At 37.0% G+C, this 15,775-nt stretch carries 16 protein-coding genes and 1 pseudogene; 16 read left to right on the top strand and 1 reads right to left on the bottom strand.

Annotated features, from left to right (window positions below; translation table 11 throughout):
* Positions 1-245: 245 nt before the first annotated feature.
* From rimP to dpaB, 16 genes and pseudogenes are all read left to right on the top strand, one after another.
* Complete coding sequence (gene rimP / locus DN408_RS08190; protein ID WP_002088165.1) at positions 246-716, top strand: ribosome maturation factor RimP; 471 nt, start codon at positions 246-248, stop codon at positions 714-716.
* 17 nt (positions 717-733) lie between these two features.
* On the top strand, positions 734-1,840 hold the full coding sequence (gene nusA / locus DN408_RS08185) for a transcription termination factor NusA (protein ID WP_147740058.1): 1,107 nt from the start codon (positions 734-736) through the stop codon (positions 1,838-1,840).
* A gap of 11 nt (positions 1,841-1,851) precedes the next feature.
* Entirely contained in the window at positions 1,852-2,124 is a 273-nt protein-coding gene (rnpM, locus tag DN408_RS08180) for an RNase P modulator RnpM (RefSeq protein WP_002088161.1), read from the top strand.
* Positions 2,125-2,436 carry a YlxQ family RNA-binding protein gene (locus DN408_RS08175; protein ID WP_001286519.1) on the top strand — a complete coding sequence of 104 codons (312 nt, stop codon included), beginning with the start codon at positions 2,125-2,127 and terminating at the stop codon, positions 2,434-2,436.
* Between the two features lie 4 nt (positions 2,437-2,440).
* Positions 2,441-4,507 carry a translation initiation factor IF-2 gene (infB, locus tag DN408_RS08170; protein ID WP_002014558.1) on the top strand — a complete coding sequence of 689 codons (2,067 nt, stop codon included), beginning with the start codon at positions 2,441-2,443 and terminating at the stop codon, positions 4,505-4,507.
* Complete coding sequence (locus tag DN408_RS08165; protein ID WP_002088157.1) at positions 4,504-4,785, top strand: DUF503 domain-containing protein; 282 nt, start codon at positions 4,504-4,506, stop codon at positions 4,783-4,785. Before infB ends, DN408_RS08165 begins: the two co-directional genes overlap by 4 nt.
* A gap of 15 nt (positions 4,786-4,800) precedes the next feature.
* On the top strand, positions 4,801-5,157 hold the full coding sequence (rbfA, locus tag DN408_RS08160) for a 30S ribosome-binding factor RbfA (protein WP_000776437.1): 357 nt from the start codon (positions 4,801-4,803) through the stop codon (positions 5,155-5,157).
* Positions 5,158-5,247: 90 nt separating this feature from the next.
* On the top strand, positions 5,248-6,171 hold the full coding sequence (gene truB, locus DN408_RS08155; RefSeq protein WP_002014562.1) for a tRNA pseudouridine(55) synthase TruB: 924 nt from the start codon (positions 5,248-5,250) through the stop codon (positions 6,169-6,171).
* Positions 6,172-6,214: 43 nt separating this feature from the next.
* The gene (gene ribF, locus DN408_RS08150; protein WP_002128800.1) at positions 6,215-7,186 is read left to right on the top strand and encodes a bifunctional riboflavin kinase/FAD synthetase; all 972 of its coding nucleotides are present in this window, start codon (positions 6,215-6,217) and stop codon (positions 7,184-7,186) included.
* A gap of 100 nt (positions 7,187-7,286) precedes the next feature.
* Entirely contained in the window at positions 7,287-7,556 is a 270-nt protein-coding gene (rpsO, locus tag DN408_RS08145; protein ID WP_001229392.1) for a 30S ribosomal protein S15, read from the top strand.
* A 161-nt stretch (positions 7,557-7,717) separates the two neighbouring features.
* Entirely contained in the window at positions 7,718-9,871 is a 2,154-nt protein-coding gene (gene pnp / locus DN408_RS08140; protein ID WP_002033682.1) for a polyribonucleotide nucleotidyltransferase, read from the top strand.
* 154 nt (positions 9,872-10,025) lie between these two features.
* Positions 10,026-10,925: a polysaccharide deacetylase family protein gene (locus DN408_RS08135; protein WP_002128798.1), complete on the top strand. Its 900-nt coding sequence runs from the start codon at positions 10,026-10,028 to the stop codon at positions 10,923-10,925.
* Between the two features lie 86 nt (positions 10,926-11,011).
* On the top strand, positions 11,012-12,253 hold the full coding sequence (locus tag DN408_RS08130) for a M16 family metallopeptidase (protein WP_002088150.1): 1,242 nt from the start codon (positions 11,012-11,014) through the stop codon (positions 12,251-12,253).
* Between the two features lie 135 nt (positions 12,254-12,388).
* Complete coding sequence (locus tag DN408_RS08125) at positions 12,389-12,637, top strand: YlmC/YmxH family sporulation protein (protein WP_050000361.1); 249 nt, start codon at positions 12,389-12,391, stop codon at positions 12,635-12,637.
* Between the two features lie 172 nt (positions 12,638-12,809).
* The gene (gene dpaA / locus DN408_RS08120; RefSeq protein ID WP_002128797.1) at positions 12,810-13,712 is read left to right on the top strand and encodes a dipicolinic acid synthetase subunit A; all 903 of its coding nucleotides are present in this window, start codon (positions 12,810-12,812) and stop codon (positions 13,710-13,712) included.
* Positions 13,709-14,134: pseudogene (gene dpaB / locus DN408_RS08115) on the top strand (dipicolinate synthase subunit B); the annotation flags it as partial. The gene dpaA and the pseudogene dpaB, both read left to right, overlap by 4 nt.
* Positions 14,135-14,166: 32 nt before the next feature.
* Here the strand turns inward: dpaB and DN408_RS08110 are convergent.
* Entirely contained in the window at positions 14,167-15,714 is a 1,548-nt protein-coding gene (locus DN408_RS08110) for a recombinase family protein (protein ID WP_147740057.1), read from the bottom strand.
* Between the last annotated feature and the right edge of the window lie 61 nt (positions 15,715-15,775).

Below are 15,775 nucleotides of genomic sequence, written 5' to 3'. Positions count from 1 at the left end.
AGTGGGGAAACCCACTCTTTCGTGTTACTATCTACATTTTGCTTATGTAGATAGTAAAGATATTTCTGTCGTATATACATATTTTGTTACAAGTTTTACTTCTTAAATTTGGTAATACTAAGACAGATATTCCCTGCTTAACGGCAGGGGCTTTTGTTAGCTAACGAGAAAGAATAAGATAGACCGTCTTTATGAACGGGATCTTTTCTTGTAAATGGTACATGGCGGCAGGAAGGAGGCTGTTTATGGATAAGAAAGTCACAGAAATTGTAGAAGCATTTGCGCAGCCAATCGTTGAAGAGTTAAATCTTGAACTTGTAGATGTAGAGTATGTGCAAGAAGGACAAGACTGGTTCTTACGCGTATTCATCGATTCTGAAAAGGGAGTCGAAATTGAAGAATGCGGTGCGGTAAGTGAACGTTTAAGCGAAGCTTTAGATAAAGAGGATCCAATTCCTCATCTTTACTTTTTGGATGTATCATCTCCTGGAGCGGAACGTCCATTAAAGAAAGAGAAAGACTTCCAGCAAGCGGTAGGAAAACAAGTGGCAATTAAAACATATAAGCCGATTGATGGTGAGAAGATGTTTGAAGGAAAGCTACTTTCCTACGACGGTAATACAATTACACTACTATTAACAATTAAAACACGTAAAAAAGAAATCCAAATTCCAATGGATAAAGTTGCAAATGCGCGACTTGCTGTTACGTTTTAGTAAGAAGGGGGATCTTCATGAGCACTGAGTTGTTAGATGCTTTGCTCGTATTAGAGTCAGAAAAAGGTATTAGCAAAGATATTATTATTGATGCGATTGAAGCAGCATTAATCTCTGCTTATAAACGCAATTTTAACCAAGCACAAAACGTTCGTGTGAGCTTTAACCCAGAAGTGGGAACAATTCAAGTTTTAGCACGTAAGGACGTTGTAGATAATGTGTTTGATCCACGTCTTGAAATCTCTGTAGAAGAGGCAAGACAAATTAATCCAAACTACCAAGATGGTGACGTACTAGAAATTGAAGTAACGCCAAAAGATTTTGGTCGTATTGCAGCGCAAACTGCAAAACAAGTTGTAACACAACGAGTTCGTGAGGCGGAACGTGGTGTAATTTATTCAGAATTTAGTGATCGTGAAGAAGACATTATGGTTGGTATTGTACAGCGCCAAGATGCTCGTTTCATCTATGTAAGCTTAGGTAAAGTAGAAGCTTTATTACCTGTAAGTGAGCAAATGCCAAATGAGCAATATAAACCACATGATCGTATTCGCGTATTTATTACAAAAGTAGAAAAGACAACAAAAGGACCACAAATTTACGTATCACGTACACATCCTGGTCTTTTAAAACGTTTATTCGAAATGGAAGTTCCAGAAATTTATGATGGAACTGTAGAAATTCGCTCTGTAGCACGTGAAGCAGGCGACCGTTCTAAAATTTCTGTATATGCAGAGAATATCGATGTTGATCCAGTAGGTTCTTGTGTAGGACCGAAAGGACAACGTGTACAACGCGTTGTAGATGAACTAAAAGGTGAAAAGATTGACATCGTTCGCTGGTCGAATGACCCAGTTGAATATGTTGCAAATGCTTTAAGTCCATCACAGGTTGTTAAAGTACTTGTAGATGAAGTAGAGAAAGCAACAACTGTTGTTGTTCCAGACCACCAGCTTTCATTAGCGATTGGTAAGCGTGGACAAAATGCGCGTCTTGCAGCTAAATTAACAGGCTGGAAAATTGATATTAAAAGTGAGTCTGATGCGAAACAACTTGGTATTGTGACAGAAGAAGATAGCGTAATCGCATTCGGATTCGATTCAGCTGAAGACGAAATCGAATAGAGGTGATGAGTATGAGCAATCGAAAAGTTCCGTTACGAAAATGTATTGCGACGCAAGAGATGAAATCAAAACGAGAGCTAGTTCGCATTGTTCGTTCCAAAGAGGGCGAAGTGTCTATTGATTTATCAGGAAAAAAATCAGGACGAGGTGCATATTTATCAAAAGATAAAGAAAGCATTATTCAAGCCCAAAAGAAAAACATTTTGGAACATCATCTAAAAGCGAAAATCGACAGTTCTCTGTACGAAGAGCTTCTTGAGCTTGTTGAGAAGGAGTCGAAATAAGTGTCTGATTGGAAATCATTTTTAGGACTAGCAAACCGCGCTCGAAAAATTATTTCGGGTGAAGAACTCGTTTTAAAAGAAGTACGAAGTGGCAAAGCAAAGCTAGTATTGCTTTCTGAAGATGCGTCAGCGAACACTACAAAACGTATCATTGATAAAACCACGTACTACAACATACCAATGAGAAAAGTCGAAAATCGACAACAATTAGGGCATGCGATTGGGAGAGACGAGCGAGTCGTTGTAGCTGTTTTAGATGAAGGCTTTGCGAAAAAGCTACGTAGCATGCTCGATACAAATTACCGGGGGTGAAGGTATGAGTAAAATTCGAGTACATGAATATGCAAAAAAAAATAATATCTCAAGTAAAGATCTTATGACAAAACTAAAAGAGATGAATATCGAGGTTTCGAATCATATGACAATGTTAGAAGATGAAGTAGTAAACAAATTAGATAATCAATATAGCGCTGGAGCGGAAAAACCTTCTGTTGCAGATGAGTTTGAAGTAGAAGAGAAAGTTGTTCGCAGTAAAAAGAACAGCAATAAGAATAAGAAAAAAGGCAAAGCAAATGAAGATAAACGTCAAGATAACTTTGCTGGAAGACAACAAACACCAATAGTAGAAACACCAGATAAAATCACTTTCTCTGGAAGCCTTACAGTAGGTGACCTTGCTAAAAAGTTAAGCAAAGAGCCATCTGAAATTATTAAAAAGCTCTTCATGCTAGGAATTATGGCGACAATTAACCAAGACTTAGATAAAGATACAATTGAGTTAATTGCTACTGATTACGGTATTGAAGTAGAAGAAGAAGTAGTTGTAAGTGAAACTGAATTTGAAACATTCATCGATGAGCAAGATGATGAAGAAAACTTAAAAGAACGTCCAGCTGTTGTTACAATTATGGGACACGTTGACCATGGTAAAACAACATTGCTTGACTCTATCCGTAATTCAAAAGTAACTGCTGGCGAAGCTGGTGGAATTACTCAGCATATCGGTGCATACCAAGTTGATGTAAATGATAAGAAAATTACGTTCTTAGATACACCAGGTCACGCGGCATTTACAACAATGCGTGCTCGTGGTGCACAAGTAACAGATATTACAATTCTTGTTGTTGCAGCTGATGACGGTGTTATGCCACAAACAGTTGAAGCGATTAGCCATGCGAAAGCAGCTGGAGTACCAATTATTGTTGCTGTGAATAAAATGGATAAACCAGCGGCAAATCCTGATCGTGTAATGCAAGAATTAACAGAATATGAATTAGTTCCAGAAGCTTGGGGCGGAGACACGATTTTCGTACCAATTTCTGCGATTCAAGGCGAGGGAATTGACAACTTACTAGAAATGATCCTTCTTGTGAGTGAAGTAGAAGAATATAAAGCAAATCCAAATCGCTATGCAGCTGGTACTGTAATTGAAGCACAGCTTGATAAAGGTAAAGGAACTATCGCGACATTACTTGTTCAAAATGGTACACTTCGAGTTGGAGATCCAATTGTTGTTGGAACATCATTCGGTCGTGTTCGTGCAATGGTAAGTGATATTGGTCGTCGTGTAAAAGTTGCTGGTCCATCAACTCCTGTTGAAATTACAGGTTTAAATGAAGTGCCACAAGCGGGAGATCGTTTCATGGCATTCGCTGATGAGAAGAAAGCTCGTCAAATCGGTGAATCACGTGCACAAGAAGCATTAGTTGCACAACGTGGTGAGAAATCTAAATTCAGCCTGGAAGATTTATTCCAACAAATCCAAGAGGGCGATGTAAAAGAAATTAACTTAATTGTGAAAGCAGACGTACAAGGTTCTGTAGAAGCAATGGCAGCATCACTTCGTAAAATTGATGTTGAAGGCGTAAAAGTGAAAATTATCCATACAGGCGTAGGTGCGATTACAGAATCTGATATTATTTTAGCTTCTGCATCTAATGCAATTGTAATTGGATTTAACGTACGCCCTGATGTGAATGCGAAGCGTACAGCTGAATTAGAGAAAGTTGATGTTCGTTTACACCGTATTATCTATAAAGTAATCGAAGAAATTGAATCAGCAATGCAAGGTATGCTGGATCCAGAATTCGAAGAAAAAGTAATCGGTCAAGCGGAAGTTCGTCAAACATTCAAAGTAACAAAAGTTGGAACAATCGCAGGTTGTTACGTAATAGACGGTAAAATTACACGTGATAGTGGCGTTCGTATTATCCGTGATGGCGTAGTAGTCTTCGAAGGAAAACTTGATACGTTAAAACGTTTCAAAGACGATGTAAAAGAAGTTGCACAAAACTATGAGTGTGGTATTACAATTGAGAGATATAATGATCTTAAAGAAGGGGACATCATTGAAGCATACGTTATGGAAGAAGTGAAGCGATGATTATCGCTTCACTCTCATTCGAGTGTATGATTTACGATGTGCATTCTTTAAAAGAGAAACGAGCAATTTTGCAACGTGTGTTAACTCGTGTGAAACAGCGCTATAATGTAGCTGTTTCTGAAGTTGGGCATCAAGATGTATGGCAACGTACAGAAATTGCAATTGTTTCCGTATCCTCAAATCGTGTTGTCTGTGAAAAAGAAATGAATCGTGTACTTGAGTATATCGATTCATTTCCTGAAATTGAACGTACGATAACACATTTGGAATGGTATTGAATGAGGTGAAGAGTTATGAAATTACGTGCGAACCGTGTGGGCGAGCAAATGAAAAAAGAATTAGGCGACATTATCAGTCGTAAAATTAAAGACCCACGTATTGGATTTGTTACAGTAACAGATGTACAAGTGAGTGGAGATTTACAAATTGCTAAAGTATACATTTCTGTTTTAGGTGACGAAGAACAGAAAGAAAATACATTAAAAGGTTTAGCGAAGGCAAAAGGCTTTATTCGTTCAGAAATTGGCCAACGTATTCGTCTTCGTAAAACACCAGAAATTACCTTTGAGTTTGATGAGTCTATCGGATATGGTCATCGAATTGATACACTTTTACATGAAATTAATAAAGACGGTAAACGTGAAGAATAATGGATAGACATTTGTCTATCCATTTTTTCAATGTAAAATAAGTTTTGCATAATTGCAATTACTACAAAAGAATAATGATGAGGTGAGTATATGGAAGGTGTAGTATTATTACATAAGCCAAAGGGAATGACATCACATGATTGTGTGTTCAAATTAAGAAAGATATTGCGTGAGAAACGAATTGGTCATACAGGGACACTGGATCCAGATGTAACAGGAGTATTACCTATTTGCGTTGGGCGTGCAACAAAAATTGCGCAATTTTTAACAAGTGAAACAAAAACATACGAAGGTGAAGTGACATTAGGATTTTCAACAACAACAGAAGATGCTTCTGGTGAAGTTGTGGAGAAACAAGATGTAAATCGTGTCATTACACGTAAAGAAGTAGAAGAGGTACTAGCGGAATTAACAGGGACAATTGAACAAATGCCGCCGATGTTCTCAGCTGTAAAAGTTAACGGAAAAAAACTATACGAATATGCAAGGGCAGGACAAGAAGTTGAACGTCCAGTTCGTACAATTACAATTCATGAATTTGTATTACTTGATGAACGTGAAGTTTTTGAAGGGGAAAATATTTCATTTCGTTTCCGTGTAACGTGTAGTAAAGGAACATATGTAAGAACACTAGCAGTAATGATAGGTGAAAAACTTGGATTTCCATCACATATGTCTCACCTTGTAAGAACAGCATCTGGTGAATTTTTACTAGAAGATTGCATATCATTTGAAGAAATTGAAGAAAACGTGCAAAATGGAACAGTAGAGTCTATTTTCATCTCAATTGATGAGGCGCTAAGTAAGTTTCCAAAAATGGTTGTAGATGAAAAGCAAGCTGAAAAAATAAAGAACGGTATGTTCTTAAACAATGAATTAGAAACAACAGCACCATTTATTACAGTATTTGATAAAAATGATCGTTGCTTAGCAATTTATGAGCATCACCCAAAACACCCTGGAATGCTAAAGCCAATGAAAGTACTTGTGAATAATCAAGAACTAAAGCTATAATGAATTATTGGAAGGATTATTACAGAAAAAGGTGAATTCAAGCGTGAAACTTATTCATTTAACTCATCCACATGAACAAAATAAAATAGAATTACCACCTACTGTAATGGCATTAGGATATTTTGATGGCATTCATTTAGGACATCAACGTGTGATTCGAACAGCGAAAAAAATAGCGGATGAAAGAGGATGTAAAAGTGCTGTCATGACGTTCCATCCACACCCATCTGTTGTATTAGGAAAAAAAGAAGCGCATGTGGAGTATATTACACCGATGCGCCTTAAAGAAGAAATCATCGCAAGTTTAGGAATTGATATCTTATATGTGGTGAAATTCGATGAGCCATTTGCTGGATTATTACCACAGCAGTTTGTCGATGAGTATATTATTGGTTTAAATGTAAAGCATGTAGTAGCAGGCTTTGATTATTCATATGGACGTTTAGGAAAAGGGAAGATGGAGACTTTACCATTTCATGCAAGAGGGGAGTTTACACAGACCGTGATCGAAAAAGTTGAATATCAAGAAGAAAAAGTAAGTTCTACTTCATTACGAAAGTTAATTCGAAACGGTGAAATGGAACAAATTCCATCTATTTTAGGGAGAGCTTACACGGTAGAAGGAACAGTTGTACACGGTGATAAGCGTGGACGTCAAATTGGTTTCCCAACTGCAAATGTAGGTTTAAGTGATGAATATTTGTTGCCACCTGTAGGTGTATATGCGGTAAGATTGAAGGTTCATGATGAATGGCATGATGGTGTATGTAATATCGGATATAAACCAACTTTCAAAGAGAATGAGCGTCAATTATCTATTGAAGTGCATCTATTTGAATTTAATAAAGACATATACGATCAAAGTGTTACAGTGGAATGGCACATGCGTATAAGAGAAGAAAAAAAGTTTAATGGAATTGATGAGTTAGTTGCTCAAATCGCTCAAGATAAAAAGGTTGCCCAAGAATATTTTGCGAGCGTAAAGAATATACTTGCTTTTTCAAATGAAAAGTAGTATTCTATGTTATGTACTTTATGACAACCATTACTTGGCATTGCGACTCACCGATGCTTGCTAGGTAACTGGGGGTTTAATTATTAGGAGGTGAAATAGGATGGCTTTAACACAAGAGCGTAAAAATGAAATCATTGCACAATTTAGAACTCATGAGACTGATACTGGTTCTCCAGAGGTTCAAATTGCTGTCCTAACGGAGCAAATTAACACTCTAAACGAGCACTTACGTACTCACAAGAAGGATCATCATTCACGTCGTGGTCTATTAAAGATGGTTGGTAAACGTCGTAACTTACTTACTTACCTTCGTAATAGCGATATCACACGTTACCGTGAATTAATCACAAAGCTTGGCTTACGTCGATAGTCAAAGAAGCGGGAATATTCCCGCTTTTTTGTTAGGTAAAAATATATCTTCTACTCTTTATAGCTTACTTAATTTTCGGCAATACTAGAGGAAAGAATATTGTGATATACTATCCATTTACATAGAAGAATTGAATATTTTAAATTGAGAGGGGTACTTAAATGAGTCAGGAAAAGCAAGTCTTCTCGATAGATTTAGCTGGTCGTCAGCTAACAATTGAAACAAGTCAGCTTGCAAAACAAGCAAACGGAGCAGTATTAGTAAGATACGGCGACACAGCAGTTCTATCTACAGCAACTGCATCAAAAGAGCCAAAAAATGTAGATTTCTTCCCGCTTACAGTAAACTATGAAGAGCGTTTATATGCAGTTGGAAAAATCCCAGGCGGTTTTATTAAGCGCGAAGGCCGTCCAAGTGAAAAAGCAATTTTAGCAAGTCGTTTAATTGACCGTCCAATCCGTCCACTTTTCGCAGATGGTTTCCGTAATGAAGTACAAGTTGTCAGCATCGTAATGAGTGTTGATCAAGACTGTTCTTCTGAAATGGCAGCTATGCTTGGTTCTTCATTAGCATTATCTATTTCAGATATTCCATTTGAAGGTCCAATCGCAGGTGCGACAGTTGGTCGTATTAATGGCGAGTTCGTTATTAATCCAACAGTAGAACAGCAAGAACAAAGTGATATGCACCTTGTTGTAGCTGGTACGAAAGATGCAATTAACATGGTTGAAGCAGGAGCGGATCAAGTACCTGAAGAAACAATGTTAGAAGCAATTATGTTTGGACACGATGAAATTAAACGTCTAATTGCATTCCAAGAAGAGATTGTACAAGCTGTCGGTAAAGAGAAAACAGCAGTGAAACTTTATGAAGTGGATGCTGATTTGAACCAAGCTGTACGTGAAATGGCTGAGACAGATATGCATTCTGCAATTCAAGTGCACGAAAAACATGCACGTGAAGATGCAATTAGCGTAGTGAAAAAGCGTGTAATTGAGCATTACGAAGCTGAGGAAGCTGATGCTGATACATTAGGACAAGTAAGTGAGATTTTATATAAAATTGTAAAAGAAGAAGTACGTCGTCTTATTACAGTTGAAAAAATCCGCCCAGATGGTCGTAAAGGTGACGAAATTCGTCCTTTAGCATCAGAGGTTGGCATTTTATCTCGTACACATGGTTCTGGTCTATTCACACGTGGACAAACGCAAGCATTAAGTATTTGTACATTAGGTGCATTAGGCGATGTGCAAATTTTAGATGGTCTAGGTGTAGAAGAGTCAAAACGCTTTATGCACCATTATAATTTCCCTTCATTTAGTGTTGGTGAAACAAGACCAATGCGTGGACCAGGTCGTCGTGAAATTGGTCACGGAGCACTAGGAGAACGTGCTCTTGAACCTGTACTTCCATCTGAAAAGGATTTCCCATATACAGTTCGTCTTGTATCTGAAGTATTAGAGTCCAATGGTTCTACTTCACAAGCGAGTATTTGCGGTAGTACATTAGCGATGATGGATGCGGGTGTACCACTTAAAGCACCAGTTGCTGGTATTGCAATGGGTCTAGTGAAATCTGGTGAGCATTATACAATTTTAACAGATATTCAAGGAATGGAAGACCATTTAGGTGATATGGACTTTAAAGTAGCAGGTACTGCAAAAGGTGTAACTGCACTACAAATGGACATTAAAATCGATGGTTTATCTCGTGAGATTTTAGAAGAAGCATTACAACAAGCGAAAGTTGGTCGTATGCACATTCTAAATCACATGTTATCTGTTATCGCTGAACCTCGCATTGAGTTATCTGCGTATGCTCCGAAGATTATTACAATGGCAATTAACCCAGATAAAATTCGTGATGTTATTGGACCAAGTGGTAAACAGATCAATAAAATCATTGAAGAAACTGGCGTTAAAATTGACATCGAGCAAGATGGTACAGTATTCATTTCATCAATTAATCAAGAGATGAATGAAAAAGCGAAGAAAATTATCGAAGATATCGTTCGCGAAGTACAAGTAGGCGAAATCTACTTAGGAAAAGTTAAACGCGTTGAAAAATTCGGTGCGTTCGTTGAATTATTTAGCGGTAAAGATGGACTTGTTCACATTTCTGAACTTGCACTTGAGCGTGTAGGTAAGGTAGAAGACGTTGTGAAAATCGGTGATGAGATTTCAGTTAAAGTTATCGAGATTGACAAACAAGGTCGTGTAAACTTATCTAGAAAAGTATTGCTAAAAGAAGAGCAAGAAAAAGAAGCAGCTAAAGAAGAAGCAGCTAAAGAAGAAAACGCACAAGAGCAACAATAAGTGAAAGCCAGTATAGCTGGCTTTTTTTGTTATGTAAAAAATGTGATTCATTTAGATTTTTATGTGAGTATAGGTATAGTTTTCATCATAACGCTCAAATTAACAAAGATAAGAAGAAAATGGTTTCTTTTTTATAGTTAATGGGAGGGTTTATATGAAAGCTCGTATATTAGCGTACATATTTATATTTTCTTTATATATGGGTTGTGGCTCTTATTCCGTTTTTGCGCAGGATAACTTGTATGAAGAGATTCAAAAGCATGTAAAACAGTACGAGATTATGCCGCAAAATGCGATGATTGATAAGATTTGGAAGGCGACGCCTGGGTATAATGGAAAACAAGTGGATATAGAAGCGTCCTATAATAATATGAAGAAAATCAAGAAGTTTGATCAAAAACAACTTGAATTTAAGGAAGTATCACCGAGTGTTCACTTAGAAGATTTACCACCAGCTCCCATTTATCGAGGACATCCAAATAAAAAGATGGTGGGATTAACAATTAATGTGGCCTGGGGTAATGAGTATTTGCCACGTATATTAGAGATATTGAAAAAACATGATGTGAAGGCGACTTTCTTTTTAGAAGGACGCTGGGTGAAAGAAAACTTACGATTTGCCAAAATGATTGTCGATGCAAATCAAGAAGTAGGAAATCATTCTTACACACACCCTAATATGAAAACGCTGTCTACAGATGAAATACGAGATCAATTACAAAAAACAAATCGAATGATAGAAGCAGCTACAAATCAGAAAGTGAGATGGTTTGCTCCGCCAAGTGGAAGCTTTCGGGATGAGGTAGTAAAAATAGCGGATGATTTCCAAATGGGGACGATTATGTGGACTGTAGATACAATTGATTGGAAGCGGCCAGAACCGGGTGTGCTATTGCAGAGAGTAATGCGAAAAATACATCCAGGTGCTATTGTGCTAATGCATCCTACTTCATCTACAACAGAAGCGCTAGATACTATGATTAAAAATTTAAAGGAACAAGGATATAAAGTGGGGAATATTACAGAATTACTAGATGAAAAACGTGTGGATTAAATACATTTGCATGACATTCATCTCTAAACTTGTTATCATTAAATAATAGCAATTATTTAGAGAAACTGGCATTAGGAGGAAAGTTTTTGATTAAAAAATATACGTGTAAAAATGGTGTAAGAATTGTTATGGAGAATATACCAACTGTACGCTCGGTTGCGATTGGTATATGGATCCACGCAGGTTCAAGAAATGAAAATGAAAAAAATAATGGGGTTTCGCACTTTTTGGAACATATGTTCTTTAAAGGGACAGAAACGCGAAGTGCAAGAGAGATTGCAGAATCATTTGATAGCATTGGTGGACAAGTAAATGCTTTTACTTCAAAAGAATATACATGTTACTATGCGAAAGTGCTAGATGAGCATGCTAAATATGCATTAGATGTTTTAGCAGATATGTTCTTTAATTCAACATTTGATGAGGAAGAACTGAAAAAAGAGAAGAATGTTGTATGTGAAGAAATAAAAATGTACGAAGATGCGCCAGATGATATTGTGCATGATATGTTAACGAAAGCAACATATGAAACGCATCCGCTTGGATATCCTATTTTAGGAACAGAAGAAACGCTTGAAACATTTACAGGTGATACGTTACGTCAATATATGAAAGATCATTACACACCTGAAAATGTTGTTGTATCAATTGCAGGGAATATTGATGAAGCATTTTTACAAACTGTAGAGCAATATTTCGGTAGTTACGAAGGGACAACAAATCGTGAACAAGTACATAGCCCAATTTTCCATTTCAATAAAGTAGCACGTAAGAAGGAAACAGAACAAGCTCATTTATGTTTAGGATATAAAGGCTTGCAAATGGGACACGAAGATATTTATAATTTAATTGTATTAAATAATGTTTTAGGCGGTAGTATGAGTAGCCGTTTATTCCAAGAAGTACGTGAGCAACGTGGATTGGCGTACTCAGTATTCTCTTATCACTCTTCTTATGAAGATACAGGAATGTTAACACTTTACGGTGGAACAGGTAGTAAACAATTAGATACACTGTATGAAACAATGCAAGAAACGTTAAATACGTTGAAAAATACAGGTATTACAGAAAAAGAGCTTGTTAACAGTAAAGAACAATTAAAAGGAAACTTAATGTTAAGTTTAGAAAGTACGAATAGTCGTATGAGCCGTAATGGTAAAAACGAATTGCTTCTTCGTAAACATCGTTCTCTTGATGAGATTATTGAAAGTGTAAACACTGTAACAAAGCAAAATGTAGACGAGTTAATTCGCAATATGTTTACCGATGAATTCTCTGCGGCACTTATTAGTCCAGATGGAAAACTGCCAAAAGGAATGAAACTTTAATCGATCTTGTAATTCATTCGCTTTCGGAAATAACCGTATCTCTTTTATATGAGATACGGTTATTTTTTTTATATATGCAGAATAAGTACTTATTATAGGATAACCTTCATAAAAAGTAGGATAGGGGGAGATTTAATGCGTTTAAGTGAATTAAGTGGCAAAGAGATTGTGGATTTAGAAAGAGCAGAAAAAATGGGAGTTTTAGGTCATGCAGATTTAGAAATTGATGAGAGAGATGGAAAAATACAAGCGCTTATTATACCTGCTGGGAAATGGGGAGGCTTTAAAAGAGAACAGCAAGAAGTGAGAGTAGAATGGAGAAAAATAAAGAAGGTTGGAAATGATATGATACTTTGCGATCTTACGAACCATTCAAGATCATAGTGAAAGATGACCATTTTGGTTGTCTTTTTTTTATCTTTATATAAAGAAGATAAATCACGTGTGCTTTTTGTTTTTCAATCACCTCAAACTCGTACATTACATATGATGTGGAGGAAAAAGAAAAAGTAGGCATTTTTCTTATAAATGAAAGAAAAAGAAGGTGAATTAGGGAATGTTGACTGAGATGCATATTGCTGTCATAGGAGGAGATGCACGGCAGCTAGAAGTAATTCGCAAGCTAGTCGAACTGGACGCGAAACTTTCATTAATAGGGTTTGAACAGTTAGATCATGGCTTCACAGGGGCAGCAAAGGAAAGTATACAAGATTTAAATTTCACTTCTTTAGATGCAATTATTTTGCCGGTTGCAGGGACGAATGCCAGAGGAGAAGTAGATACTATTTTTTCAAATGAGAAAGTTTCCATAACGAAAGAACAAATTGAAAAGACACCAGAAAACTTCACTATATATTCAGGTATTGGTACACCTTACTTGGAAAATCTCGTAGCTACTACAAATCGCAAACTTGTAAAATTATTTGATCGTGATGATGTTGCAATCTATAACTCTATTCCGACCGTAGAAGGTACACTAATGATGGTTATTCAACATACTGATTACACAATTCATGGATCGAATGTAATGGTTTTAGGATTTGGTAGAACTGGTATGAGTGTTGCAAGAGCCTTTCAATCATTAGGAGCACATGTCAAAGTTGGAGCGAGACGTTCGGAACATATTGCTCGTATTACAGAAATGATGTTTTCTCCTTTTCATATGCAAGACATAGAGAAAGAAGTAGGTAATATCGATATTGTTATTAATACAATTCCGCATCTCGTTGTGACAGCGAATGTTATTTCAAAAATGCCAGCTCATACGCTAGTTATTGATTTAGCTTCTAAGCCAGGTGGCACGGACTTTCGCTATGCGGAGAAGCGTGGAGTGAAGGCATTATTAGCACCTGGTCTTCCTGGGATTGTTGCACCGAAAACAGCAGGACAAATATTAGCGAATGTTCTTTCTCAGTTATTAATAGCGGATGCAATCGCAAAGGAGGATGATGAGAAATGAGTTTGAAGGGAAAACGAATTGGTTTCGGATTTACAGGGTCACATTGTACGTATGAAGAAGTTATGCCACATTTAGAGAAGTTAATTGCAGAAGGTGCAGAAGTACGTCCCGTTGTTTCTTATACTGTCCAATCAACAAATACTAGATTTGGCGAAGGGGAAGAATGGATTAAAAAGATCGAAGAAATAACCGGTTTTAAGGCAATTAATTCAATCGTTGGCGCAGAGCCACTAGGACCGAAAATTCCACTAGATTGCATGGTGATCGCACCACTAACAGGGAATTCGATGAGTAAATTTGCAAATGCAATGACAGACTCTCCAGTATTAATGGCAGCAAAAGCGACGCTTAGAAATGGGAAGCCTGTTGTGTTAGCTGTTTCGACGAATGATGCGTTGGGGCTTAATGGAGTAAATCTAATTACACCAACAAGGTGACGACAAAGCACGAACGCTTATATGTCGCCATCTTGAGGGAGCTTAGGGTAAAGCACAAGTTCGAAATCATCAAGTCTTTGCCACTTTTCTTTCTTATAAACAGCCTTTTCTAAAACCGATTTTAGGAGGCTGTTTTTCTTTTTCGGATCATCTGTTTTGAGGTACAGATCAAGAACATGCTCCACTTGAGGTATTGTATCTTTCTTCACCTTTTCCTTTTTGATTTCTGTTTTAATTTCTTTCTTTAATTTTTCCATCGTTGTAGTAATTTCATTAATACGATCAGAAACTACATTCGAACGTTCTAAAAACATATCGACAGTGTAAACACCACGCTCTAATAAATCATGCAAATTATTTTTTTGTTTTTGGACATCCACCAATTCTTTTTCAAGCTTTCGTAATGCAACCTCATTCATTTGAATAACTTGCGTTTCTTTCAATTTATCATCTTGCTTATGTTTTTCAAAATCAGCTTTATAATTGATGTACCATTCTTTTAAAGCCTCGAGTAAACGCTTCTCAATTAACTCAGTATAACTTGATTTATTTTCACAACCACGGTGTTTACAATCCATAGTTTCCTTTCGGTTTTTCGGATAACGTTGGACCATACTATAACTACACTTAGCGCATTTAATAATACCAGCCAATGGATTCTTTATTCCGTTCGTATTGTAAGGAACGTGGTACCTCGAATTTAATTTTTCTTGTACTTGCTCAAACAAACTTTCTGGGATAATAGGATCATGTTTACCATCAGCAATAATCCAATCTGATTTATCTTGTCTCGCACAGCTACGTTTCACAGCGTCAGGACGTTTTACTTCTTTTCGTTTTTGCCACGTGACTTTTCCGATATACACATTGTTTTTTAATATATCCAAGATGCTATAAGGATTCCATTCATTCCCTAACTTACTCTTATAGCCAAGATCGTTTAACTTGTTCCTAATTGCACTCGCACCCATATCCTCATTTGCATACCAATCAAATATCATTCTTATAACAGAAGCTTCTTCTGAATTAATTGTTAAAGTGCGCTCTCGCTTATTTAAACGGTGTATATCATATCCGAATGGTGCATGTGTACCAAGGTAATTTCCAGCCTCTACACTTGCAATACGGCCGCGTTGCATACGACGTGTAATAATCTTTAACTCCTTACGTGCCATAAATGCTTCAAATTCGCTATATTCTTCGTCCCACTCATCATTAAGGTCATAAGTCTTCCTAGGTGTCATAATCTTCGTATTCGAGCGTTTAAACGTCTCTAAAATGATTCCTTGCTCTTTCATACCACCACGACCTAAACGGTCCATATCCATACAAAGAACAACATCATATTTATTGTCTTCAATTTCTTCAAGTAGTGCTAACATTTCAGGACGTTTCACTAAGCTCTCGCCAGAAACAATTTCCTCACGGACAGATAAAACATTTAAGTTCATTTCCTTGGCAATTTTCAGCAGGGCAGAGCGGTGTTTTGCTAAAGTTTCGCCTTCGCCGCGATCCTCAGCTTCGAGATCGGCACGGGATTTTCTTAAGTAGATTGCGGTTTTCATCGTTAGACCTCCTTGTTAATATCTAATATACGAAAAATGGGCAGATGGAAGAAGTAAAAAG

The organism is Bacillus sp. AR13-1 (assembly GCF_008042285.1).
GTDB classification, from domain to species: Bacteria; Bacillota; Bacilli; order Bacillales; family Bacillaceae_G; genus Bacillus_A; species Bacillus_A mycoides.
Note: the sequence above shows the minus strand (reverse complement) of the source record. Positions and strands in the feature narration are given on the sequence as shown.